Source organism: Saccharopolyspora erythraea NRRL 2338 (assembly GCF_000062885.1).
GTDB classification, from domain to species: Bacteria; Actinomycetota; Actinomycetes; order Mycobacteriales; family Pseudonocardiaceae; genus Saccharopolyspora_D; species Saccharopolyspora_D erythraea.
The window spans coordinates 4,899,873-4,923,031 of sequence record NC_009142.1 but is presented as its reverse complement, the minus strand read 5'-3'; the positions used below and the strand labels follow the sequence as shown (position 1 = coordinate 4,923,031).

Below are 23,159 nucleotides of genomic sequence, written 5' to 3'. Positions count from 1 at the left end.
CGTCGAGCAGCAGTTCGTTGCGCGGAAGCGCGCGGCTCCTGGCTCCATCTTATTGACAATGACCATTGACACAGTCGCGAATGTCATCGATGCTGGTGCGGTCGCTCCGAGCAGTCACCGCTCGATGAGACCAGCCGTCGCCCTCGGAGGAGCACCCATGACGAGCAGCACCGCCCGGGACCACGCCGCCCCGTCGCAGCCCGACCGCCAGGAGGTCGCGGACCGGCTGCTGCGTTCATCGGAGATCCTGTCCTACGACCCGGTCCGGGAGGTGGACTGGGAGACCCCGCTGGACACCGCGTACCACGGTGCGAGTCCCGAGTGGAGCACGTTGTTCGGGACGGCGTACTGGGACGAGATGACGCCGGAGCAGCAGCGCGAGCTGACCCGGCAGGAAGCCGCGTCGGTGGCCAGCACCGGCATCTGGTTCGAGATGATCCTGCAGCAGATGGTGCTCCGGGACTTCTACGCCAAGGACCCGACCGATCCCGCCTTCCAGTGGGCGCTGACCGAGATCGCCGACGAGTGCCGGCACTCCATCATGTTCGCCAGGGGCGCGAAGAAGCTGCGGGCGCCCGCGTACCGGCCGCGGCGGCTGGTGGTCGAGCTCGGCCGGGTGTTCAAGACCGTCGCCTCCGGGGAGGCCGCCTACGCCGCGATCCTGGTCGCCGAGGAGGTCCTCGACGTCATGCAGCGGGACTGGATGCGCGACGAGCGGGTCGTGCCGTTCGTGCGGACGGTGAACAACATCCACGTCGTCGAGGAGTCGCGGCACATGAAGTTCGCCCGCGAGGAGACCAAGGCCCGGCTGGAGGGAGCGGGCTGGTTGCGGCGGCAGATCAACGCCGTCGTGGTCGCGGGCGCCTCGTACTTCATCGTGACCAGCATGGTGAGCAGGGAGGTCTACGAGAACGCCGGTCTCGAGCCAGAGCGCGCCGTCCGCGAGGCCAAGCGCAACGAGCACCACAAGTCGATGCTGCGCTCCAGCTGCTCGGGACTGATGGAGTTCCTCGGCTCGGCGGGCCTGCTGACCAGGGCGTCGCTGTGGTTCTACAAGCGCGCGAACCTCATCTGAGCCGATGGCGTACGCGATCACCCAGACTTGCTGCAACGACGCGTCCTGCGTGAAGGTCTGCCCCGTCAACTGCATCCACCCGACGCCGGACGAGCCGGACTTCGGCACCGCCGAGATGCTCCACATCGACCCGGCCACCTGCATCGACTGCGGAGCCTGCGCGGACGCCTGTCCGGTCGAGGCGATCTTCCCGGTGGAGGAGCTGACCGGTCCGCTCAAGCCCTACGCCGAGGTCAACGCGGCCTACTACGCGGGGAGGTCGCCCTCGCCGCGGGCGGCGGACGTGGCCCCGAACTTCCACAGCTGGGGACCTCCGCGGTTCACCCGCACCATTCCCGGCGACTTCCCGCCGCTGGACGTCGCGGTCGTCGGCACCGGCCCGGCGGGCATGTACGCCGTGGAGGACCTGCTGCTGCACACCAACGCGCGGGTCACCCTGATCGACCGGCTGCCCGTCGCGGGCGGGCTCGTGCGCTACGGCGTGGCGCCCGACCACCCGTCGACCAAGAAGATCGGCGAGACCTTCACCCGCTTCCACACCCATCCCCGGCTGCGGATGCGACTGGGCGTCGAGGTCGGGGAGGACGTCACCGCCGACGAGCTGGCCGCGCAGCACGATGCCGTGATCTACGCGGTCGGCGCCTCCTCCGCGCGCCGGCTCGGCATCGCCGGCGAGGACCTGCCCGGCAGCATCGCCGCCACCACCCTGGTGGGCTGGTACAACGGGCACCCGGACGTCTCCGCCGACGCGGTCGGCCTGTCGGCCGGCAGAGCGGTCGTGGTCGGCAACGGCAACGTCGCCCTCGACGTCGCCAGAATCCTCACCGCGAACCCCGATGCACTGGAGAGCACGACGATCTCCCGCGCCGCCCTGGCGCGGCTGCGTTCGAGCGAGGTCCGCGAGGTCGTGCTCCTGGGGCGCCGCGGCCCGCGGGAAGCCGCCTGCACGACGCCGGAACTGCTCGCCCTCACCCAGCGCGAAGACATCGAACTCGTCGTGGACACCCACGACCCGCGTATCGCGGAGGACATCGACGCCGCACCTGCCGGCAGCAAGGCGAGCCTGTTGCGGGGAGCCACCCGGGAGACCGTCGACTGGTCCGCCCCGCCGTCGCGCGGACGGCGGCGCATCGTGTTCCGCTTCCATTCCGCGCCACGGGAGTTCCTCGGCGACGAGCAGGTTCGCGGGCTTCGCGTCTCGGGCCCGAACGACGACGTGGAGATCGGCTCCGGCCTGGTCGTGCGCGCGATCGGCTACCGCGGAACCGAGCTGCCCGGGCTGCCTTTCGACCAGGGCAGCGGCACCATCCCGCACACGGGCGGCCGTGTCGACGGACAGCCGGGCACCTACGTCGTCGGATGGATCAAACGCGGCCCCTCGGGCGGCATCGGCGCCAACAGGACGTGCGCGCAGGAAACGGTCGGCGCGCTGCTGGACGACGCCATCGCCGGCCGGCTCCCGGCTGCGCGCCGACGGGGCTCTGCGAAGCGGGCCATGTCGTTGGCCCGACGCCTTCGCGGCCACGCCTGACTCCCGTCCTCGCCGAAACCCGCGCCAAGTGGCGAGACCGCTCCGGCTCCTCGTCAACCCATATCTGGCGCCTTGTCGCCAATGTTGATCAGCATCTCCAGGCGGAACCTACGATCGTGTCACCTCCGATCCCGGGGCGTGACGACAACGTGATTGGAGTCCGTTATGGAAGAACTCTCCAACGCTGTTGGTGAACTGCTCGCTGGTGTCGACTCTCCGGTCGGGCAGGCGCCGGGGCTCACCCAGCGGCTCGAGGACCGGAGCGCGACGCCGGCGGACGCCAGCTTCACCGACTACCCGATCTGCTGCACCTGACCGACCTGTCCGGTGGATGGCCGCCGTCGCGCGGCCATCCACCGCACCGACTCAGGTGGAGGCACCGTGATCGGCGAGGACGCGCTCACACTCGGCGAGTACCTGGATCTTCCGCCAGGAGAGTGTGCCCGGCCCGAGGTCCTGAAGAGGATCGACGCGGCGACGGCCTTCTGGCACGCCGATGCCGGGCTCGCCGAGGCGGTGCCCACTTCGCTCGACGGCCGGTCGGGACCCGAACTGCGGCGTCTCGTGGCAGAGCGGCGCATCGACCCCGGGCACCCGGTCGCCGAGGCGACCGGAGAGCTCGACGACGTGCTGCGGGCATGGACGCGGACCGCCGAACACGACGCTGGGGACTGGGAGAGCGCGGTCCACGACGTCATCGCACCGCTGGTCGAAGCCGCACGCGAGCACGCGTTGCGGGAGGTCGCCGGGCATCCGGCAGTGCTGTCCGCGGACACGGCGCGCACCGCCTGCCGGGAATGGCTCCGAAGCCCGCCGCCGTCCCTGCTCCAGACGGTGGTCGGCGCTTTCGTCGTGGACATGCGGGCCGCGCAACGGCTCGCCGGTGAGGCATCGTCCCAGCGGAACTGGTTCGCGCATCATCTGGCGGCTGTGTGCGCGGATTCGAGCAGCCGCAAGGCTTTCTTCGGCCGCTATCCGCTTCTGACCCGGTTCCTGCGCGTCCGGCTGCGCAACTGGGCGGACGCGGCGGTGGAGTTCGCACTCCGCCTGGACCGCGACCACGGCGCGCTCACCGGGCTGCTCGGGACTGATCGGCTCACGGTCGCGCGGGTGGAGACCGGCCTCGGCGACGCGCACAACGGCGGCCGAGGGGTCGCCCGAGTGGTCTTCGAAGAAGGGGCCGTCGCCTACAAACCACGATCGTTGCGCGCGACGCGCGTGCTGCGCGACCTGCTGTCCCTGCTCGAGGAGCGGTACGGCGTGTCCGCCGAGGTGTTCCTGCCCGAGGTGATCGACCAGGGGGAATACGGCTGGGCAGAGTGGATCGACCCCGAGCCATGCCGCACCGCGGAAGACGTCGCCGACCACTACCGGCGGCTGGGCGAGCTGCAAGCGGTGGTGTGGCTGCTCGGTGCCACCGACCTGCACTCGGCGAACATCGTGGCCTCGGGCGGCAGGCCCTTCCTCGTCGACTGCGAGACGCTGCTCTCGCCCGTGAGCGCGGCAACCGGAAGGGGCCGGACGCGCCCGGAAATCCTTCGCGAATCACCGATGTCGACGGGGGTGCTGCCGGTCGACGCGACGCTCGGCATCGGCCACGTGCGCGACATCTCGGCCTTCGGCGGCGGAGTCGGCGGGGCCGAGTGGCGGATGCCCGACTGGGCGGCTGCCGGCACCGGGGACATGCACGCGACCACCCGCGCGGTACGACTGCCACCTGGGGCGAGCCTTCCCACGCGCGACGACGGCGTGGAGGTCGACCCGTACGCACACGACCGGCACTTCCTCGCCGGCATGGCCGGGACCTCGGCCGCGCTCGCCCGGATCGCCGGTGACCTCGCGGCCGACCCGTCGTTCGAATCGCTGGTGTCCGGGACACCGGTACGTGTCCTGTTGCGTCCCACCGCCGAGTACGTCCAGGTCATCCAGGCGTTGCGGCATCCGGCGGTCCTGCACAACGCCTTCCTCGCCGAGGGCGCTTTCGAATGCCTGCTCCAGGAGCCGGTGCACGCCGATCCCGCTCACCAGCGCACCGTCTACGCCGCTGAACGGGCTGCCCTGCTCCGCGGCGACATCCCGTACTTCGAGGTCCACGCGCACCGGCGCGACCTGATCGGATGCGACGGCAGCGTGATCGCGGACTTCTACGATGCTTCCCCCATCGACCACTTCCGCCGGCGGGTGCGGCGGCTCGCGGTCGGTGGCGAAGCCCTGGGATGGGCGGCGGAGGCCGCCGTGTACTGCGGGAAGCTCAACGCGCACGGCCGCCGCGCGCACTCGGCGGGGAAGGTGGCGCACCATCACCGACCCGACGGCGCCCGGGGCGGGGAGTCGCACCTCGTGGCGGGGGCGACGGCGCTCGCGGAGTGGATCGCGCGGATGAGCTACGACGGGCGTTCGTGGCTGAGCGTGACCCTGGACGAGAATGAGCGGTGGAAGGTCTTGCCCGCCGGGGGGTCGCTGTACCTCGGCACCACGGGAATCCTGCTCTTCCTCGACGTGCTCTGCCGGGAGACCGGTGGCAGCGCCGAAGTCCTGCGGGTGCGGGACACGCTGTGGGAGCACTGGATCGGCAGTTATCCCACCGAGCTGCACGAGGGCAACCGAGGCGCCTTGATCGGACTCGCCGGCGACCTGCACGTCACGCAGCTGTTCGGACACCACAGCGGCGACCCCCGGCTGCGTGCCCGGGCAGAGGCGCTGCTCGACCGACTCGCGGACGAGGTCGAAGGCCTGGACCTGCTGACCGGAACAGCCGGGATCGTGCTGGTGCTCTCCCGCGTCGCCGCCGACCCGGACAACCCGCTCCGGCACCGGGCCGCGGCTACGGCCGCGCGGCACGTTCGGCGGCTGCTGCGGGAGGAGCGCAGCGGCTCGGACGGATGCTTGTGGGACCTCGACGGCGACAAGCGGTCGACGACCGGGTTCGCCCACGGCACTTCGGGGATCGCCTATGCGTTGCACGAGTTCGCCGATGTCGCGCACGAGCTGGGGTGCTGGGCGGAGCTGGTGGACCCGTGTCGCGCCGCGTTCGATCGCGCCTGCGAGTGGGAGCGTTCCTGCGGTCCGGCGGCCATGAAGTGGCCGACGTGGTGCAACGGCGCCGCCGGACTTGCACTGGCCCGCGCCGCGGTGCTGCGCGGGAGCGGGCGCGCGAGTCTCGTCCGGGACCTGGAAGACGCGGTGGGGTCCTGCCTGAGCGCCGAACTCGGCCGCCGCCACACCCTCTGCCACGGTGATCTCGGCGTGGCGGAGGCACTGCTGCAAGGCGCACGGGCGACCGGTCGGCGGGACTGGCGGGACGCGGCGATGCGCATCGGTGCCGAGGCGGCGACCTGGGCCAGGAACTCCGAAGGCCGGATTGCCGAAACGGACGCCGGGGACGTGCTCTCTCCAGGATTGCTGGGCGGTGCCGCGGGTGTCGGGTACGAGCTGTTGCGGCTCGCCCGTCCCGCGCGGATTCCCTCGATTCTCACGCTGGAGCGCCCCGCCTGAACGTTGGCACGGGGGTCACGTCGACCGCTGCGGGTCGGCGATGACGGCGACCGCCTCGTCGGCGGAGTCCTCCGGTGATCCGGTGGTGTCGATCGGCCACGCGCTCGGCCAGTCGTCGGCGTCGGAGGCGATCGACCGGGCGACCTCCTCGTCCGCGTCGGATGCTGTGGCGTGCCTTCCGCGCAGCCGTTCGACCGTGGTCGATTCCGGCGCCTGGCATCGCAGGGGTACCACGATCGCACGTGCCTGGTTCGCGGCCTCGACCGCGCGCTCGCGGTGGTGCTCGCGGGTCCAGGAGGCGTCGAGCACCACCGACTCCCCGTAGCCGAGGAGTTCACCAGACCTGCGGACGAGCTCGTCGTAGGTCCGCTCGGTGTGTTCTGCCGAGTACAGCCCGGACCGGTACTCCGCCGGCGCCGGCTCGGCGGGGGAGAGGTCCGCGATCTCCTTGCGCACGCGGTCGCTGGACAGCAGCACCGCACCGAGCCGGTCGGCGATCCGCTCGCTGAGCGTGGTCTTGCCCGACCCGGGGAGTCCGCCGACCAGCACCAGCCGCGGAACCGCCCGCCGGATGTGGTCGGCGGCCAGGGCGAGGTGCTCACGTGCGTCGCTCGCGGCCTCCTCGTCGCCGGGGGAGTGCTTGGCGCACGCGACCTTCGTCCGCACCAGCGCGCGGTAGGCGGTGTAGAAGTGGCGTAGCCCCGGGGGTACGGCGTCGTCGCTGAACTGCGCGTACCAGTCGAGGAACCGCTCGGCCAGTTCTGGTGCGCCGCGGTATTCCAGGTCCATCGCGAGGCAGACGGCGTCGTCGACGGCGTCGAGCCGGCGCAGCCGGTCGTCGAACTCGATGCAGTCGAGGATCCGCGGCCCGTCGTCGAGGCAGAAGACGTCCTCGGAGAGCACGTCGCCGTGCCCGTCTACGATGCGCCCCTCCGCGACCCGCCGGTTCAGCAGCGGTGCCCGGCCTTCGAGGAAGACGCGGCCGTGTTCGGCGATCTCGTCGAGGAGCTGTTCGTCGAGGAGGTCGCCGCCGAACGAGCGCAGCCCGTCGACGTTGGTGTTCCACCTGCCGGCCACCGCGTCCGGTGCGCCCTCGGCGGCGATCTCGTCGCCGCGCTCGGCGCAGGAGTGGAAGCCGGCGAGCTTCTTGGCCACCTCCCGAACCTCGTCCTCGACCGGCGTCCCCGCTTCGACGAGTGCGGCCAGCGACCGGTCGGCAGGCATGCGGCGCATGAGCACCAGGTGGTCGCACGGCTCGTGACCGGGCGGTCCGACGTCGAGCACGTCGAGGTACACGTCCGGCGCCAGCCGCCGGTTGAGCTCCAGTTCGCGCCGGCACGCCCACAGCCTCGTCTTCCGGTCGCGGAAGTCGACGAACCCCAGGTCGACCGGCTTCTTCAGCTTGTAGACGCGATCCCCTGCGAAGACCAGCGCGCCTATGTGGGTCTCGGCCGTGCTGAGGTAGCCGGTCCCGGTCTGCTCGGAGCCGCCGCTCGTGCTCAACGTCCACCTCCGCTGCTCGTCCGCCGACACCTCGGGTACCCGAGATCGAACGGCCTCAGACCAACATCAGGGCGCCGTCGTGGTGGCGAACTCGTGCAGGTAGGGCAGTTCGGCCGGGTCGGGGCGGTCGGCGGCGTTGAGGTTGCGGTGCCAGAACGGGTAGAGGGCCGGAGGCTGACCGGCGCGGGTGATGCGGTCGCGTTCCTGTTCGGTGAGCGCGAGAGAAGGGGCGGCGAGGTCGTCCCGGAGCTGCTGCTCGGTGCGAGCTCCGAGCACGATGCCGGTCACGCCCGGGCGCTCCAGCAGCCAGGCCAGCACGACCTGCGGGATGGACACCTGGTGCGCGGAGGCGATCTCGTCGAGCACGTCGATGACGGCGTGCGCCCGGTCCCAGTCCACCACGTGCGGCTCGGGCCAGCCGGTGCCCTGGCGGGTCGTCTCCGGCGTCGGCTGCCCGCGCCTGACCTTCCCGGTGAGCAGCCCCTCGCCGAGCGGGCTCCACACGAACGTGCCGACGCCGAGATCACGGGCGGCGGGCAGGATCTCGTACTCGATCTCCCGCGCCTCGGGCGTGTAGTACATCTGCTGCACCACCGGCTCCGCCGTTCCGCGCGCCCGCGCGGTGTAGACGGTCTTGCACAGCTGCCAGGCGCTGAAGTTCGAGGTGCCGACGTAGCGGACCTTGCCGTCGCGGACCAGCGCGTCCAGCGCCGCCAGCGTCTCCTCGACCGGGGTCTGCCCGTCCCACTGGTGCAGGTACAGCAGGTCGATGCGGTCGGTTCCCAGCCGGCGCAGGCTGTTCTCCACCTCGCGCAGGATGTGGTACCGGCTGGCCCCGCCCTCGTTCGGCCTGTCGCCGAGCGGCATCCGCACCTTCGAGGTGAGCACGACATCGTCCCGGCGGCCCGCCAGCGCCTTGGCCGTGATCTCCTCGGCCTGCCCGAACGAGTAGAGGTTCGCGGTGTCGACGAGGTTCACCCCGGCGTCGAACGCGATGTCGAACAGCCGGCGGCAGGCGTCGGCGTCCACCCCGCCCATCGCCGCGAACTTCGGGTGGTCTCCCACGGTCAGCGTTCCGATCGCCAGCCGCGAGACCATCAGCCCCGAGTTCCCCAGCCTGACGTACTCCACAGTCGCCTCCACTTCCGGGCGCGGACAAATCCGTCCAGTCCGCCCTACCCGCCCGCGGGCGAACAGCAAACCGCTGCCGGGAGAGCGCGCCCGGCGCAGCGGTGCGGCGGAAGTGGCCCTGTGGCAATGGATCTCCGGCTAGTTTCGATCAGGTCCACCATTCCCGAGCACGGGAGCGCAGGAAATGGCACAGCTGGTCAGCATGCCGCTGGAGGATGGCGGCGAGGTCCTCATCGAGTCGGCGGAGGGCCGCGGTGCGATCCCGGTCGGAGCCGGGGGCAGGGTCGTGCAGGCGTCGGAGACGGTGCAGAAGGCCATGGGCGGCATCCGCTCGGCGGCCGAGGCGGTGCTCGGCCAGCTGCGCGCGATGGACCAGCCGCCGTCGAAGGTCAACGTGCAGTTCGGGATCAAGGTCACCGGTGAGGCGAGCCTGGCGGTGGCGAAGTCCGCCGGCGAGGCGAACTTCAACGTCACCCTGGAGTGGAGCGGGGTCGACGAGAACTCATAGCGGGCCGTGGGCGGACCCTCGACTCGGCACTGGTCCGGTTGCGCGGGAGAACGGGTCCTCGGCGCCGGCTTCCTGGTCGCGCCCGAGGTGGTCGCCACCTGGCGCACGTGGTCGACGGCGAGACCGCGGCCGTCGCCGACTTCCCGCTGCTGCACAGCCACACGCGCACGTCGTCGCGGGTCGACCGGGGGAAGCTGCCCGGCCTCGGCACTCGGAACACTGGTCAGTCGGCTGCCGCCAGCGGGGTGTGGTCCAGCGCGGATCGCAGCTGCGGCAGGGAGTCGTACACGGCGCTGGCGCCGGCGTCGAACAGTTCGGCGGCGGCCCATCCGCCTGTGCGCACGCCCAGGGTGGGGATGCCGAGGCGGCCGGCGGCGTAGCAGTCCCACGCCGAGTCGCCGACGAAGACCGCGCTGCGGCCCTCGACGGCGTGCATGGCGGCGTCGATGAGGTCGGGTGCCGGCTTGGTCCGCTCGACTTCCGCGGAGGTCACCCAGTCGTCGGCGACGGTGCTGCCGCCGAGGAGGTCGAGGAAGTGTTCGGCGTGGGCGCGTTTGGCCGAGGTGGCCAGCGCCAGCCGGAAGCCCCGGCGCCGGATTTCCTCGAGCAGGTCCCGTGCCCCTTCGAGCGGCCGGACCTCGTCGACGAGCTGGTCGAACTCGTCTCCGTGCGCCTTGCGGAGGTCGTCGCCGTGTTCGCGCTCGGTCCGCTCTCCGGCGACGTGCTGCACGAACTGGTCGCCGCCCATGCCGATGGCCCGGTGCAGACGCCACACCGGCATGGTCAGGTCGAACCGGCGGAAGGCCCGGAACCAGGCCAGCGCGTGCTGGTAGTTCGAGTCCACCAGCGTCCCGTCGATGTCGAACACCGCCGTGTCAGGCACGAAAAGACCCACCTCCGATCGCGTTCCTCGGGGGCCTACCCGGTGCGGGCGCGGGCGAAACGGCCTGCGCAGGTGCGCGGCACGCGGGCTTTCAGGTCGCCATGGCAGCCAGAAGACTCACGCGGGAGCGGCGTGTACTCGCCGGTAGCGGGTACACGGGGGTGGAAGGCGCGCGCACTACTGTTTGCAGGTAGCCGATGGACAGTTCCACGCTGACCGACGAAGTCCCGTGGCGAACCGTTCTGCACCAGGCGGCGGGCCCCGTGTCGATCGTCGATCTGCGGGGACGCCTGGTCTACGTCAACCCGGCGCTGTGCAGCCTGCTCGGTTACGACGCCGAGTACCTGCTGCGTCGCGCTGCGCGCGATGTGACCCACCCGGACGACCCGATGCTGGACCGGCAGGCGATCGAGCGCATGCTGGCCGGCTCCCAGCGGTCCGCGGAGGTGGAGAAGCGCTTCGTGCGTGCCGATGGCACGGTCATCTGGGTACTGGTGACCAGTTCCCTCATCCGGCACCGCGACGACCGGCCCGTGTTCCTGCTGTGCCAGATCCAGGAGATCACCGCGCGCAAGGAGTCCGAGCTGCTCTGGCGGCGCACCCTCGCGCACGCCCCGATCGGCATGGCGTTGCTGGACATGCAGACGCACTTCGTGGAGGTCAACGACAGGCTCTGCGAGATGGTCGGCTACTCCCGCGAGGAGCTGGTGGGACGGCGCGGGATCGACATGCTCTACTACGGCTACCGGAGACCGGTGGAGAAGCTGAACGCCGACCTCCGGGAGGGCCGCGTCGAGACCGGCAGCGTGGACATCTGCCTGCGGCACCGCGACGGGCACCCGTTCTGGATGCTGGCCCGCGTCAGCGTCGTGCGCGGGGTCCAGGAGCGGCCGGTCTACATGGTCGGGCAGTACGAGGCGCTCGGAGACGACGGGCGGGTGAGCGAGGAACGCCTGGCCGAGCTGACCCGCATGGCGTTGCACGACCCGCTGACCGGCCTGGCCAACCGCGCGCTGCTCATCGACCGCTTCCAGCACGAGCTCGCCGAGCTCGGCGAGCGGGGAGGCGTGCTCTCGGTGTTCCTGGTCGACCTCGACCGGTTCAAGGAGATCAACGACGACTACGGGCACCAGACCGGTGACCAGGTCCTGCAGGCCGCGGCCCGCGAGCTGCAGGGCAGCGTGCGCCCCAGTGACACCGTGGCCCGCACCGGAGGCGACGAGTTCGTCGTGCTCGCCAGCGTTTCCGACGACTGCGAGGCCGAGGCACTGCACGCCCGGATCACCCACCGGCTGAACCGGACCGCCACCGCTGCCGGTCATCGCATCGACCTGGCCGCCAGCGTGGGACTGGCGACCACCCGCAACGCCTCGGCCACCTCCCGCGACCTGCTGGCGGGCGCCGACCGCGACATGTACGCGCGCAAGCAGCGCTCTGGATAGAGGGGCCCTCGGTTTCCGGCCCGTAGTCGTCCGCTCTCAGACAAGCGCGTCGGTCACCTTGGAGGGGTGGGTGGCAAGCGGCGTGACCTTGATGGTCATGTGCGGGAACAGCGGCAGGGCCGAGAGCAGGTCGTGCAGCTCGTCGGCCGAGTCGACGTCGAAGACCGAGATGTTGGAGTACTCACCCGCGATGCGCCACAGGTGCGGCCACTTCCCGGCGCGCTGCAACCGCTGGCTGTAGGCCTTCTCGCGGGCCACGGTGTCGGCGCGGACGTCGGGGTCGAGGTCGTGGGGGAGGTGCACATCCATCCGGACGTGGAACAGCATGGGTGAGTCTCCAATCAGGGCGGCGAGCTCGTCAGTTCCGCACCGGGGCGAGGACGAAGTCGTAGGACACGGTCTCGCCGCGGCCGTCGCCCGCGGGCTTCGGCGCGAGCACCAGTTCCGGCTTGACCGCGGAGGCGATGTCGTCGTCGTTGTGCTCGTCGCCCGGGAAGTACAGCTGCGCGGTGAGCTGCTCGTGCCCCGGCGCGGACACCTTGACGTGCAGGTGCGCCGGGCGCCAGGCGTGCCAGCCCGCGGCGGCGATCAGCTTGCCGCACGCGCCGTCGGTCGGGATCTGGTAGGGCGCGGGCCGGACGGTGGTGATCTCGAAGGTGCCGTCGGTGTCCGTGGAGAACGTGGCGCGCAGGTTCCACTCCGGGATGCCGGGTGCGAACTGCGAGTACAGGCCGTGGGCGTCGGCGTGCCACAGCTCGATCGACGCCTGCCCGAGGGCGCTGCCGTCGGTCGAGGTGACGCGGCCGCTCCAGACAAGCGGCGTGCCGGGTTCGCCGTTCCGCATCGGAACCGCGCCGCGCGCGCCCCGCTGCGGTGCGCCGGGCACGTAGTAGGGGCCCTCGATGGTGCCCTTGTTGCCCTCGCGGTGTTCGGTGGCGACCTCCTCGACGACGTGCTCGACCCACACGTCCAGGAACAGCGGCCACTCGCCGTCCTCGCCGACGCCGATCAGCCACGACTTGAGCGCGTTGTACTCGTCGTAGGTGACCTTGTGCTTGCGGATGGTCGCGTGGACCGCTTCCAGCACCTCGCGGACCAGCAGGTCCACGCGCTCCGACGGTGTGGCGGAGACGCCCGAGGTCTTGTCGGACTTGAACCGCTCGGTGGCGTTTGCGCCGGAGGCGGCCGCGGTGGGCGCGTCGTGGGTGGTGGACATGGGGTCCTCCTCGTTGCTTCTGTTCGGGTCAGGCGTCCTGGCGGTAGTGCTCGAGCTTCGCGGGGTCGATGTCGACCCCGAGCCCGGCACCCGGGCGGATGGCCAGCTCGCCGTCGCGGATGTCCAGCGGCTCGGTGAGCAGGTCGTCGCTCATGTCGAGGAAGTTGGACAGCTCGCCCGCGCGCCGGGACGTGAGCCGGTAGGCCGCCCCGAACGCGACCGTGCAGACCGACCCCAGCTGGCCGTCGATCTGGTTGCCCATCACGACTTCCAGGCCGAGGCCCTCGGCGAGGTGGTGCACGCGCTGCGAGCGGGTGAAGCCGGTGCGCGCGGTCTTGACGCTGACCGCGGTCGCCGAGCCGGCCAGCACCTCCCGCGTCACGTCGGCCGGGGTGACGGCGGACTCGTCGGCGATGAACGGCACGTCGAGCTGCGACACCAGCCAGCGCCGCCCCAGCACGTCGTCGGCCGGGCACAGCTCTTCGGCGAAGAGCAGGCCGAGGTCGGCCATCTCCTTCATCGCCACCGCCGACTCCGCGGCGGTCCAGCCGCGGTTGCCGTCGACGTAGAGCTCGACGTCGTCGCCGAGCCCGTCGCGCAGTGCCCGCACCACCGCGGTGTCCAGGGCGACCGGGCGGCGCCCGACCTTCACCTTGAACGTGGTGATGCCGTGGCCGGCGCGCATCCGCTCCGCCTCGGCGACCATGGCGGCGGGCTCGTCGAAGCCGAGCATGTGCGAGACGCGCATCCGGTCGGTGTAGCCGCCGAGCAGCTCGGTGACCTGCACGTCCAGGGTGCGGCCCAGCGCGTCCCACACGGCCATGTCGATCGCGGCCTTGGCGGCCGGGTTGCCCACCGTGCGGGCCAGCCGGGCCGCCATGGTCTCGCGTTCGAGCAGGCTCAGCCCCACGAGCTGGGGCGCGAAGATCTTCTCGATCACCGCGGCCACCCCGGCCTGGGTCTCGCCGTAGGTGAACGGCCGGGGCGGTGCCTCGGCCACCCCCACGACCCCGTCGTCGGTGTGCACCCGGACGAGCACGTGCTCGGCGGCGTGCACCTCGCCCGAGGCGAACCTGAGCGGCTTGCGATAGGGGATGGCGAAGGGGATCGCCTCGATGCCGGTGATCTTCATGCTCGGACCTCGCTGGGGTGCGGTTCGGCGGGCAGGGCGGTCTCGAGGACGTCGAGGACCGACCGGAGGAGTGCGGAGTCGTCGTCGCGCCGCCAGGCGAGTGCGAGCTCGACGCTGCCGGCGTCGGCGAGGTCGCGGAACACGACCCCGGCCAGCGGCAGCGCGCGGGCCGGCGCGGGCAGGACCGCGACGCCGAGGCCGCCGGCGACCAGTGCGAGCAGCACGGCGGTGCCCGCCGCCTCGTGCTCGCGGTGCGGGCTGAAGCCCGCGGCCTGGCAGCTGCGCAGCACCGCGTCGTTGACCACCGAGTCCTTGCCGGCGTAGACGACGAAGTCCTCGGCTCTGAGGTCGGCCACGGACAGCTCCGGTTCGACCGCGAGCCGGTGGTCGGCGGGTACGGCCAGGATCAGCGGCTCGACCTCGATCGTGTGCAGCTCGATGCCGTCGCCCCGTGCGGGCGGGCGCAGCACGCCGAGGTCGAGGTCGCCGGCGCGCAGCCCGTCGCACTGGGCGGGGGTGAGCAGGTCCGAGTGGATCTCCAGCGCGACACCGGGCAGCTCGCGCCTGACCACGCGGGCGATCCTGGGCAGCTGTGAGAACGCCGCGGTGCCGGTGAAGCCGACCCGGAGCAGGCCGCCGCGGCCGTCGGCGATGCGGCGCACGCCGCGCACGCTGTCGTCGACCGCGCCGAGCACCCGCCGCGCCTCGCCGAGGAGGAACTCGCCGGCCGGCGTGAGCCGCACCTGGCGCGTGGTGCGGGTGAACAGGGGCGCGCCGAGCTCTGCCTCCAGCTGCCGGATGGCGTGCGAGAGGGCCGGCTGCGCCAGGTGCAGCCGCTCGGCGGCCCGGCCGAAGTGGCAAGTCTCGGCCACCGCGGTGAAGTAGCGCAGGTGACGCAGTTCCATCGTCGGACCTCCCTCCAGCTCCAAGCCGACGTGCCGGTGCCTCGCTGGATGAACGGTAGGTACCGAAATTGAGTCAGGACAAGGAGTCGTTTTCGCATGATTGATAAATGACGTCGATTAATTACACCCTGGGTCAGGACTAGGCATTCACCTGGTGTGACCGCCGCCACCTCCTGCCATGGTCTGCGGTCATGCCAGGCGGCCACGGGCCGCAGCCAGGCCGATCAGAGCCGATCGAGGCCGTTGGAGGACCCATGACCGAGACGCTGGACCATCTCCGAGCCGTTCTCGCCGACGCCGTGGTCGAGGACCACGACGCGGGCGTGTACCGGGCGAACCGCCGGATCTTCACCGACGAGGAGATCTTCGAGCTGGAGATGAAGCACATCTTCGAGGGCAACTGGATCTACCTCGCGCACGAGAGCCAGATCCCCGACCCGGGTGACTACTTCACGACCTACATGGGACGTCAGCCGGTGGTCATCACCCGGGACCGCGACGGCGAGCTGCACTGCCTGGTCAACGCGTGCGCGCACCGCGGCGCAATGGTCTGCCGCCGCAAGACCGACAACCGGCTCACCCTCACGTGCCCGTTCCACGGCTGGACGTTCCGCAACGACGGCAAGCTGCTCAAGGTCAAGGACCCCGACGGCGCCGGCTACCCGGAGTCGTTCGACACCGGTGGCTCGCACGACATGACCAGGGTCGCCCGGTTCGACGGCTACCGCGGGTTCCTGTTCGGCAGCCTGAACCCGGACGTGCCGAGCCTGACCGAGCACCTCGGCGACACCACCAAGGTCATCGACATGCTCGTCGACCAGTCCCCGGAGGGCCTGGAGATGGTGCGCGGCGCCTCGACCTACACCTACGACGGGAACTGGAAGGTGCAGGCCGAGAACGGCGCCGACGGCTACCACGTCACCGCCACGCACTGGAACTACGCGGCCACCACCGCGCGGCGCGGCACGGGCGAGTCCAAGAACGACACCAAGGCCCTCGACGCCGGGGGCTGGGGAAAGTCCGGCGGCGGCTACTGGTCGTTCCCCCGCGGCCACCTGTGCCTGTGGACGTGGGCGGCGAACCCGCAGGATCGTCCACTGTGGAACCGGATGGACGAGCTCAGGCGTGAGTTCGGCGACGCCAAGGGCGAGTTCATGGTCAAGGGGTCCCGCAACCTGTGCCTGTACCCCAACGTGTACCTGATGGACCAGTTCAGCACGCAGATCCGCCACTTCCGCCCGATCGCGCCGGACAAGACCGAGGTGACCATCTACTGCATCGCCCCGAAGGGCGAGAGCGCGCAGGCGCGGGCGCACCGGATCCGGCAGTACGAGGACTTCTTCAACGCCTCGGGCATGGCCACCCCCGACGACCTCGAGGAGTTCCGCTCCTGCCAGCTCACCTTCCGCGCGGGCGCGGCGCCGTGGAACGACATGAGCCGCGGTGCGCGGCACTGGTTGAGCGGTCCGGACGAGGTCGCGGAGTCGCTGGGTATGCACGACGTGCTCTCGGCCGGGCAGAAGAACGAGGACGAGGGCCTCTACCCCGTGCAGCACGGCTACTGGCTGCAGACCATGCGCGCGGCGGTCGACCGGGAGGAGCGCCGGTCCGGCCAGGACGCCGCAGCCCTCGTTTCCGAGAACGCGTGAGGAGTACCGCGATGACCGCCACCGCAGACGCCCCGACCACCGGCATCACCCAGAACGACATCGAGCAGTTCCTCTACCGCGAGGCCCGCTACCTCGACGACCGCGAGTTCGAGAAGTGGCTCGACTGCTACGCCGACGACGTCGTCTACTGGATGCCGTCCTGGGGCGACGACGACCTGCTGACCGAGAACCCGCAGACCGACATCTCGCTGATCTACTACCCAAACAAGGGCGGCCTGGAGGACCGGGTCTTCCGCATCCGCACCGAGCGCTCCAGCGCCACGTCGATCCCCGAACCCCGCACGAGCCACAACATCAGCAACGTCGAGGTCATCGAGCGCCGCGGCGACCTGGTGGACGTGCGGTTCAACTGGCACACCATGTACTTCCGGTACAAGACCGTAGACCCCTATTACGGGACGTCGTTCTACACGATCGACTTCTCCGGCGAGGCTCCGCTGATCCGCCGCAAGACCGTGGTGCTGAAGAACGACTACATCCACCACGTCGTCGACGTCTACCACTTCTGAGAGGCGGTCCTGAACTCGCATTGCGTAGCGGTTCCGGTGGCGGAACCTCAGACGCCCTCTGGCTCCGGAATCTTTTTCTCACGTATCACCCATACGCCACGAAAACGCTGTCCTCGCCAGAGAACGCCTGAGAACCCGCGCGGTGCCGGCTGCGGGGGTGGGCCAAGCGGCTACGCCGCTTCGAAGATCAAAATCAGGCACTGAGCCGATGGGGAGCGTTTCCATGAGCCACCAGATCGCGATGTCCTTCGAGGACGGTGTCACGCGTTTCATCACCTGCGCCGAGGACCAGACGGTCGCCGACGCCTCCTACCGGCAGCGCATCAACATCCCGCTGGACTGCCGCGACGGCGCGTGCGGCACCTGCAAGGCTTTCTGCGAGTCCGGAGCCTACGACGGCGGGACCTACATCGACGACGCGCTGACCGCCGACGAGGCGGCCGCCGGGTACGTGCTGCCGTGCAGCATGAAGCCGAAGTCCGATCTGGTGCTGAGGATCGCGAGCACCTCGGAGGTCGCCAAGACCCGGGCGGCCACCTACGCCGCGAGGTTGACCGGACTGGAGCGGCTGTCGCCGACGACCGTGGCGGTGGCGGTGGAGACGCCGGAGCGGGAGGAGCTGGCGTTCCTGCCCGGCCAGTACGTCAACATCGCCGTGCCCGGTACCGGCGAGACCCGCTCCTACTCCTTCAGCAACGCCCCCGAAGACAAAGCGCTGACCTTCCTGGTGAAGCTCACGCCCGGCGGCGTGATGTCGCGGTACCTCACCGAACGGGCCGCGATCGGGGACGAGCTCACCTTCACCGGCCCGAACGGGAGCTTCTTCCTGCGGGAGACCGAGCGTCCCGTGCTGCTGCTGGCCGGTGGCACCGGGCTGGCCCCGATCCTGTCGATCCTGCGCACCATGCGGGCCACCGGTTCCAGCCGTCCGGCCCATCTGGTCTACGGGGTGACGACCGACGACGACCTCGTCGAGATGGACACCCTCGCCGAGCTCGCCGACCAGGTACCGGGGCTGACCTGGGACTACTGCGTCGCCGATCCGGGCAGCTCGGCGCCCAACAAGGGATATGTGACCGGCCTGATCCGGGACGAGCACCTGCACGGCGGCGACGTGGCGGTGTACCTGTGCGGCCCACCGGCCATGGTGGAGGCGGTGCGCGAGCACTTCGCGGAGCGCGGTGTCGAACCGACCGGCTTCTACTTCGAGAAGTTCGCGCTCTCCAGCGCACCGGCCGCGCCCGAGCCCGTCGCCGCGGAGGCATCCGCCGCGCCCGAACCGGAAGCCGCGCCGGAAACCCGGCCTGTTCCGGCGGAGGAGGCCGGCGCGGTGGTCGAGGTCAGTGCGGAATGCAGTGCCCCGGAGGTTGAGGCGCCGCAGGCCGACGCGCGCGAGCCCGTCGGTGTCGCGACCGCGGAGGGGCGTGCGCTTGCGGGGCAGAAGGTCTTCCCGCCTGCGCACATGCGACCGTTCGGCCCTGGTGGCGGTCGGCCGCCGGTCGACGAGGCCGCCACGCTGCGCGCCTTGGCCGGCCAGGCCATCTGGCCGGGTGGGAGTGGCGGCGGGCGCGCGCTGGACACCGGCGAACCGCTGCTCCCAGCTGGTGCGTCGCGGGCGGTCGCCGGTCAGGAGATGCTGCCCGCGCGCGACGACATCGCGCCGCTGTCGGCACCGCGGGCGACCCCCGGCGGCTACGAGATCGGCGAGGAGCACCCGTCGGTGCACGAGTCCGACGCGGTCTTCGAAGCCAGGCAGGCCCTCGAGCTGGGCGCCCTGGAGATCACCATCGGCAGGCTCACCTCCCAGCAGCTCGCCGGCTACCGGCTGCTGGCGGAAGCGACCGCGCCCTACGTGGAAGGCGACCGGTTCGTCGACGCCGCGGCGTTCACCGAGGCCAACGCCGCGTTCCACGACTACCTGTTCACCCTCACCGGAAACGAGCACCTGCTGCAGGCGTACCAGGCGCTCGGGGTGGAGGGGCACATGGCCGAGACCCTGCGCGGGGCGACCTGGTGCCACCCGCGGTGCACGCAGGACCACCTGGACATCGTCACCGCCTTCGAGGAGGGCGACCGGCAGACCGCGCGCCGCCTCGTCACCGAGCACGCCGAGCGATCCAAGATCACCACCCGCCGGGCCATGGACGACGCCAAGCAGGCGCGGCGGCCGGCGTTCGTCAGCCCCGGCCGGTTCGACGGCAAGGTCGTCGTGGTCACCGGCGCGGCCCAGGGCATCGGGGAACGCACGGCCCGCCGGATCAGCGCCGAAGGCGGCACGGTCGTCCTCGCCGACCGGTCCGACCTGGTCACCGGCCTGGCCGAGCAACTGAGCGGCGACGGCCGCGAGTCGCTGGCGGTCTTCGCGGACCTGGAGAGCTGGGCGGGCGCGGCCACGGTGGCCGAGCGTGCGCTCGCCCGCTTCGGCCGGATCGACGTGCTGGTCAACAACGTCGGCGGGGCCATCCGCTTCAAGCCGTTCACCGAGTTCACCGAGGACGAGATCCGCGCGGAGGTCGACCGGTCCCTGATGACCGCGCTGTGGTGCTGCCGGGCCGTGCTGCCGTCGATGGCCGAGCAGGGGAGCGGGGTGGTCGTGAACGTCTCCTCGGCCGCGACGCGCGGAATCCACCGGATCCCGTACTCGGCGGCCAAGGGCGGCATCAACGCCATCACCGCGTCGCTGGCGTTCGAGTACGCCGACGCGGGCATCAGGGTGGTCGCGACCGCTCCGGGAGGGACGGACGCGCCGCCGCGCCGCGTCTCCCGCGGCGGACCGCCGCTGGACACCGAGCAGCAGAAGGCGTGGTTCCAGGCCCACATCGACCAGACCGTCAACTCCTCGCTGATGAAGCGGTACGGGTCCCTCGACGAGCAGGCCGCGGCGATCACGTTCCTGGCCTCCGACGAAGCCTCCTACATCACCGGCACGGTGCTGCCGGTCGCCGGCGGGGATCTGGGTTGAAATCGGGCACGGACCGCGGCCCGCCGGCGCGCGACGCCCCTGCCGTCGAAGGGGGCACCGCGATGCAGGCCGATCTACCGTGAGCGTGTGACCGGACCCGCGGAGCCGCTGATCGGCCAGGGCGATGCCCTCGCCGAGCTGGAGGGCCTGGTACGCGAGGCCGGCGAGCACCGTTGCGGCTTCGTCGTGGTGAGCGGCGCGGCGGGCACGGGCAAGAGCACGCTCGGCAGGCGGCTGCTGGCCCGGCACGAGGGACCTGCCTGGTGGGCCACGGCGGCGCCGTGGGAGTCGCGCCAGCCCTACGGGGTCGTCGCGCAGATGCTGCCGGACCTCGACGTCGGGGCCGGCCCGGTGGCCGTCGCCGAGCGCGTGGCGGACCGGCTCGCCGCGTCGGACGGCACGACCGTCGCCGTCGTGGACGACGGGCACTGGGCCGACGAGGAATCCCTCCAGGCGTTGGCGTCGGTCGTCCGGCACCATCCGCGGGCCCGGCTGCTCGTCGTCGCGTTCGCGGTCACCGGCGACCCGCACGCCTCCGCGGCGACCCTGGAGCTGCTGCCGCGCATCGCCACCGCCGAGATCCGGCTGAGCCCGCTCACCGCCGCCCAGGTCAACGAGCTCGCGGCGGCGCGCGGGGTCGTCCTGCACCCGTCGATCGCGGAACGGCTCTGCCACCACACCCAGGGCGCCGCCCGCCACATCGCGCAGTTGCTGGACGAGGTTCCCGCCGCGACCTGGACGCGTTTCGACCCCGGGCTTCCGGCCCCCGCGGCCGTCGCCGCGCGGGTGCGCGAACTGCTCGCGGGCTGCTCGCCGACCGTTCGGGCGTTCGTGGAGGCGACCGCGGTGCTGGGCCCGGGCACAGCGGTGCGCGACGCTGCGCTGCTGGCGGGCGTCGACGACGGTCTGCTGACCGTGCTCGACGAAGCCTGCGCCACGGGGCTGGTCCGCCTCGCACCTCGCGGGCTGGCCGAGGTCGGTCCCGCGGACCCGATGGTGCGCGCCGCCGTGCTGGCCGCCCTGGCACCGGGCCGCAGGTCGGGCCTGCACCGCCGGGCGGCCGACCTGGTCGACGACCCGGCCCGCAAACTGCGGCTCCTCGTCGCCGCGAGCCCCGTTCCGGACCCCGCCGTCGCCGACCGACTCGATGCGCTGGCCACCGAGCGGGCGTCGGAAGGGGCATGGGCGGAGGCCGCGTCGCTGCTCATCGACGCGAGCCGGCTCACCGAGGACCGGCTGGAGCGCGAGAGCCGCATCAGCCGCGCCGTCGACGCGCTGATCGGGGCCGGTGACGTGTCCGCGGCCGCGGCTCTCGTGCCGGAAGTGGAGAGCCTGCGCGAAACGCCGCTGCGCAACGCGGTGCTGGGCTACCTGGCCGTCGTCCGCGGGCGGGTGGCGGAGGCGGAGTCCCGGCTCGGCCGCGCCTGGAGCCTGGTCAACGCCGAGCGCGACCCGGACGTCGCCGCGCTGATCTGCCAGCGCTACGTGCTGCACGCGCTCGTCCGCTGCCGCGCCGGCGAGCTCGTGACCTGGGCCGACCGCGCGATTTCGCTGGCCGGACCGGACGCGCCCGCCGCCGTCGAGGCCGCCGCGATCCGCGGGCTCGGACTGGCGGCGACGGGACGGGCCGGCCAGGCGCGCCGCGACTACGCGCGCCTGGGGGAGCGGGTCCGGCACGGAGCGCAGGCCCAGCGGGTGATGATGGCCCGCGGCTGGCTCGACCTGCTCACCGACGCGGTCGACGACGCACGCGCCGAGCTGGAGAGCGCCGTGCCGACCACCTTCCTCGGTGGTTCGACCCGGATCTCGCTGTGGGCGCGGGCCTGGCTCGCACGCGCGCAGCTCCTCGCCGGGGCGTGGGACGACGCGGTGCGCACCGTGCGCGACGCGGCGCCTCTGCTCGAACGCAGCGGCATCGTCCTCACCGGTCCGCTGCTGCACTGGACCGAGGTGACCGTGCACGCGTTGCGCGGTGAGTGGGAGCAGGCCGAGCAGGCGTTGCTGCGCTGCGACGCCGGACCGCAGGACTACGAGATCATGCGGGTCCCGACCTACCTGGCCCGGGCGCAGGTCGCCGAGGCGCGCGCCGACTCCGCGGGCGTGCTGCGGGCCCTGCACCCGCTCACCCAGTCCTGGGCCGGGGGCGGCATCGACGAACCCGGGCACTGGCCGTGGCACGACATGTACGCCCACGCCCTCGTGCTGGAAGGACGCCACGAGGAGGCCGACGAGTTCCTGCTGCCGCACGAGCGGCTGGCGGCCACGCGCGAGCACGCCTCCGCCCGGGCTCGGCTGGCGGCGGCACGCGGTCGGCTGCTCGGCGCGCAAGGTGATCCGGCCGCGGCCACGACCGCCTTCGAGCAGGCCCTGGAACTGCTCGAAGGGCTCCCGCTGCGCTACGACCACGCTCGTGTCGCCTTCGCCTACGGCCAGACGTTGCGCCGGGCCGGGAAGCGCCGCGAGGCCGACGCGGTCCTCACCACCGCCCGCGACGGCTTCGCCGCCATGGGCGCCGCGACCTACGTGGAGCGTTGCGACCGGGAGCTCAAAGCAGGCGGGGTGCACACGTTGCGCGCGGAGCGGGCCTTCAACGAGCTCACCCCGCAGGAGGAGGCCGTCGCGCGGCTCGTCGCACGCGGACTGTCCAACCGGGAGGCCGCCGCGGAGCTCTTCCTGTCCACCAAGACGGTCCAGTACCACCTGACGCGCATCTACACCAAGCTCGGCATCCGCTCCCGGGCCGAGCTCGCGGCCCTGCGCAGCGCTTCGGAGGACCCGAACCGGGAATGAGCACTGCCGTCGGTGCGAGAAGGCTCACGTTGGTTGGGCGGGCGTGATCAGGTCGGTTAGGGTGCCTGCGAGCCAGCCGTACCCGGTGAACGGGTCAGGGAATCCGGTCGGAAGCCGGAACTGACGCGCAGCGGTAGGGGCGGCGGACGGGGAAGGGCCGCGAGCGGCCCGCCACTGGGAGCGGTTCCCGGGAAGGCTCCCCGTTCCGGATTGCGCCCGAGTCCGAAGACCTGCTGGTTCCCCGTCGCGCCAGCCCGGGCGTGCGCGGGTTTTCGCCCCTTGCGGCTTCGCGTACGAGCCCGAGCGAAGGACACGGATGCTGCTGTTCTCCCCTTTCCCGCGGCCGCGTGCTGCCCGGCCAGGACGCAAGGCCCTGCTCGCCGGTGTGGTCGCGGTCGCCCTCTGCG

General features: G+C 71.6%; 17 protein-coding genes and 1 riboswitch. Of the genes, 10 read left to right on the top strand and 7 right to left on the bottom strand.

The features are described 5' to 3' along the window. Positions 1–157 precede the first annotated feature (157 nt). The 4 genes from SACE_RS21295 to SACE_RS21285 all read left to right on the top strand — a co-directional run bounded on the left by SACE_RS21295 (position 158) and on the right by SACE_RS21285 (position 6,101). The gene (locus SACE_RS21295; RefSeq protein WP_009942813.1) at positions 158–1,075 is read left to right on the top strand and encodes an AurF N-oxygenase family protein; all 918 of its coding nucleotides are present in this window, start codon (positions 158–160) and stop codon (positions 1,073–1,075) included. Positions 1,076–1,079: 4 nt separating this feature from the next. Further along, complete coding sequence (locus SACE_RS21290; RefSeq protein ID WP_009942814.1) at positions 1,080–2,606, top strand: FAD-dependent oxidoreductase; 1,527 nt, start codon at positions 1,080–1,082, stop codon at positions 2,604–2,606. 165 nt (positions 2,607–2,771) lie between these two features. After that, the gene (locus tag SACE_RS38390) at positions 2,772–2,921 is read left to right on the top strand and encodes a hypothetical protein (RefSeq protein ID WP_009942815.1); all 150 of its coding nucleotides are present in this window, start codon (positions 2,772–2,774) and stop codon (positions 2,919–2,921) included. A gap of 66 nt (positions 2,922–2,987) precedes the next feature. Next, entirely contained in the window at positions 2,988–6,101 is a 3,114-nt protein-coding gene (locus SACE_RS21285; RefSeq protein WP_011874329.1) for a type 2 lanthipeptide synthetase LanM family protein, read from the top strand. Between the two features lie 15 nt (positions 6,102–6,116). Here SACE_RS21285 and SACE_RS21280 read toward each other — a convergent pair whose 3' ends face one another. Beyond that, the gene (locus SACE_RS21280) at positions 6,117–7,604 is read right to left on the bottom strand and encodes a bifunctional aminoglycoside phosphotransferase/ATP-binding protein (protein WP_009942818.1); all 1,488 of its coding nucleotides are present in this window, start codon (positions 7,602–7,604) and stop codon (positions 6,117–6,119) included. A 66-nt stretch (positions 7,605–7,670) separates the two neighbouring features. Then, entirely contained in the window at positions 7,671–8,735 is a 1,065-nt protein-coding gene (locus tag SACE_RS21275; protein ID WP_009942820.1) for an aldo/keto reductase, read from the bottom strand. A 184-nt stretch (positions 8,736–8,919) separates the two neighbouring features. Between SACE_RS21275 and SACE_RS21270 the strand changes: the two genes are divergently transcribed. Further along, positions 8,920–9,243: a CU044_2847 family protein gene (locus SACE_RS21270; protein WP_009942821.1), complete on the top strand. Its 324-nt coding sequence runs from the start codon at positions 8,920–8,922 to the stop codon at positions 9,241–9,243. A 223-nt stretch (positions 9,244–9,466) separates the two neighbouring features. Here the strand turns inward: SACE_RS21270 and SACE_RS21265 are convergent, their stop codons facing one another. After that, on the bottom strand, positions 9,467–10,126 hold the full coding sequence (locus tag SACE_RS21265; RefSeq protein ID WP_011874328.1) for an HAD family hydrolase: 660 nt from the start codon (positions 10,124–10,126) through the stop codon (positions 9,467–9,469). 197 nt (positions 10,127–10,323) lie between these two features. Between SACE_RS21265 and SACE_RS21260 the strand changes: the two genes are divergently transcribed. Then, positions 10,324–11,568 (top strand): sensor domain-containing diguanylate cyclase, encoded by a 1,245-nt coding sequence (locus SACE_RS21260; protein WP_009942823.1) that lies wholly within the window; start codon positions 10,324–10,326, stop codon positions 11,566–11,568. Positions 11,569–11,604: 36 nt separating this feature from the next. On the opposite strand, the gene catC is transcribed toward SACE_RS21260, so the two are convergent. The 4 genes from catC to SACE_RS21240 are packed head-to-tail and all read right to left on the bottom strand — an operon-like array spanning position 11,605 to position 14,821. Beyond that, entirely contained in the window at positions 11,605–11,895 is a 291-nt protein-coding gene (gene catC / locus SACE_RS21255) for a muconolactone Delta-isomerase (protein WP_009942825.1), read from the bottom strand. 31 nt (positions 11,896–11,926) lie between these two features. Further along, positions 11,927–12,784: a catechol 1,2-dioxygenase gene (catA, locus tag SACE_RS21250; RefSeq protein WP_009942827.1), complete on the bottom strand. Its 858-nt coding sequence runs from the start codon at positions 12,782–12,784 to the stop codon at positions 11,927–11,929. A gap of 28 nt (positions 12,785–12,812) precedes the next feature. Beyond that, positions 12,813–13,916 (bottom strand): mandelate racemase/muconate lactonizing enzyme family protein, encoded by a 1,104-nt coding sequence (locus tag SACE_RS21245; RefSeq protein WP_009942828.1) that lies wholly within the window; start codon positions 13,914–13,916, stop codon positions 12,813–12,815. After that, entirely contained in the window at positions 13,913–14,821 is a 909-nt protein-coding gene (locus SACE_RS21240; protein WP_009942829.1) for a LysR substrate-binding domain-containing protein, read from the bottom strand. The genes SACE_RS21245 and SACE_RS21240 overlap by 4 nt, the downstream gene beginning before the upstream one ends. A gap of 254 nt (positions 14,822–15,075) precedes the next feature. Here SACE_RS21240 and benA point away from each other — a divergent pair, with 254 nt between their 5' ends. From benA to SACE_RS21220, 4 genes are all read left to right on the top strand, one after another. Next, positions 15,076–16,470: a benzoate 1,2-dioxygenase large subunit gene (benA, locus tag SACE_RS21235; protein ID WP_009942830.1), complete on the top strand. Its 1,395-nt coding sequence runs from the start codon at positions 15,076–15,078 to the stop codon at positions 16,468–16,470. Between the two features lie 11 nt (positions 16,471–16,481). Continuing rightward, the gene (gene benB, locus SACE_RS21230; RefSeq protein ID WP_009942831.1) at positions 16,482–17,000 is read left to right on the top strand and encodes a benzoate 1,2-dioxygenase small subunit; all 519 of its coding nucleotides are present in this window, start codon (positions 16,482–16,484) and stop codon (positions 16,998–17,000) included. 223 nt (positions 17,001–17,223) lie between these two features. After that, positions 17,224–19,962, top strand: coding sequence for a benzoate 1,2-dioxygenase electron transfer component BenC (gene benC, locus SACE_RS39800; RefSeq protein ID WP_009942832.1), 2,739 nt, complete (start codon positions 17,224–17,226; stop codon positions 19,960–19,962). An 87-nt stretch (positions 19,963–20,049) separates the two neighbouring features. Next, complete coding sequence (locus SACE_RS21220) at positions 20,050–22,752, top strand: helix-turn-helix transcriptional regulator (RefSeq protein ID WP_011874327.1); 2,703 nt, start codon at positions 20,050–20,052, stop codon at positions 22,750–22,752. 56 nt (positions 22,753–22,808) lie between these two features. After that, positions 22,809–23,004, top strand: a riboswitch (cobalamin riboswitch). Positions 23,005–23,159 lie beyond the last annotated feature (155 nt).

What these genes read in the sequence shown, in the direction of transcription:
- SACE_RS21295 (WP_009942813.1), top strand. Translation starts at nt 158, where the DNA reads ATGACGAGCAGCACCGCCCGGGACCACGCCGCCCCGTCGCAGCCCGAC.
- SACE_RS21290 (WP_009942814.1), top strand. Translation starts at nt 1,080, where the DNA reads ATGGCGTACGCGATCACCCAGACTTGCTGCAACGACGCGTCCTGCGTG.
- SACE_RS38390 (WP_009942815.1), top strand. Translation starts at nt 2,772, where the DNA reads ATGGAAGAACTCTCCAACGCTGTTGGTGAACTGCTCGCTGGTGTCGAC.
- SACE_RS21270 (WP_009942821.1), top strand. Translation starts at nt 8,920, where the DNA reads ATGGCACAGCTGGTCAGCATGCCGCTGGAGGATGGCGGCGAGGTCCTC.
- SACE_RS21260 (WP_009942823.1), top strand. Translation starts at nt 10,324, where the DNA reads ATGGACAGTTCCACGCTGACCGACGAAGTCCCGTGGCGAACCGTTCTG.
- catC (WP_009942825.1), bottom strand. Translation starts at nt 11,895, where the DNA reads ATGCTGTTCCACGTCCGGATGGATGTGCACCTCCCCCACGACCTCGAC.
- catA (WP_009942827.1), bottom strand. Translation starts at nt 12,784, where the DNA reads ATGTCCACCACCCACGACGCGCCCACCGCGGCCGCCTCCGGCGCAAAC.
- SACE_RS21245 (WP_009942828.1), bottom strand. Translation starts at nt 13,916, where the DNA reads ATGAAGATCACCGGCATCGAGGCGATCCCCTTCGCCATCCCCTATCGC.
- SACE_RS21240 (WP_009942829.1), bottom strand. Translation starts at nt 14,821, where the DNA reads ATGGAACTGCGTCACCTGCGCTACTTCACCGCGGTGGCCGAGACTTGC.
- benA (WP_009942830.1), top strand. Translation starts at nt 15,076, where the DNA reads ATGACCGAGACGCTGGACCATCTCCGAGCCGTTCTCGCCGACGCCGTG.
- benB (WP_009942831.1), top strand. Translation starts at nt 16,482, where the DNA reads ATGACCGCCACCGCAGACGCCCCGACCACCGGCATCACCCAGAACGAC.
- benC (WP_009942832.1), top strand. Translation starts at nt 17,224, where the DNA reads ATGAGCCACCAGATCGCGATGTCCTTCGAGGACGGTGTCACGCGTTTC.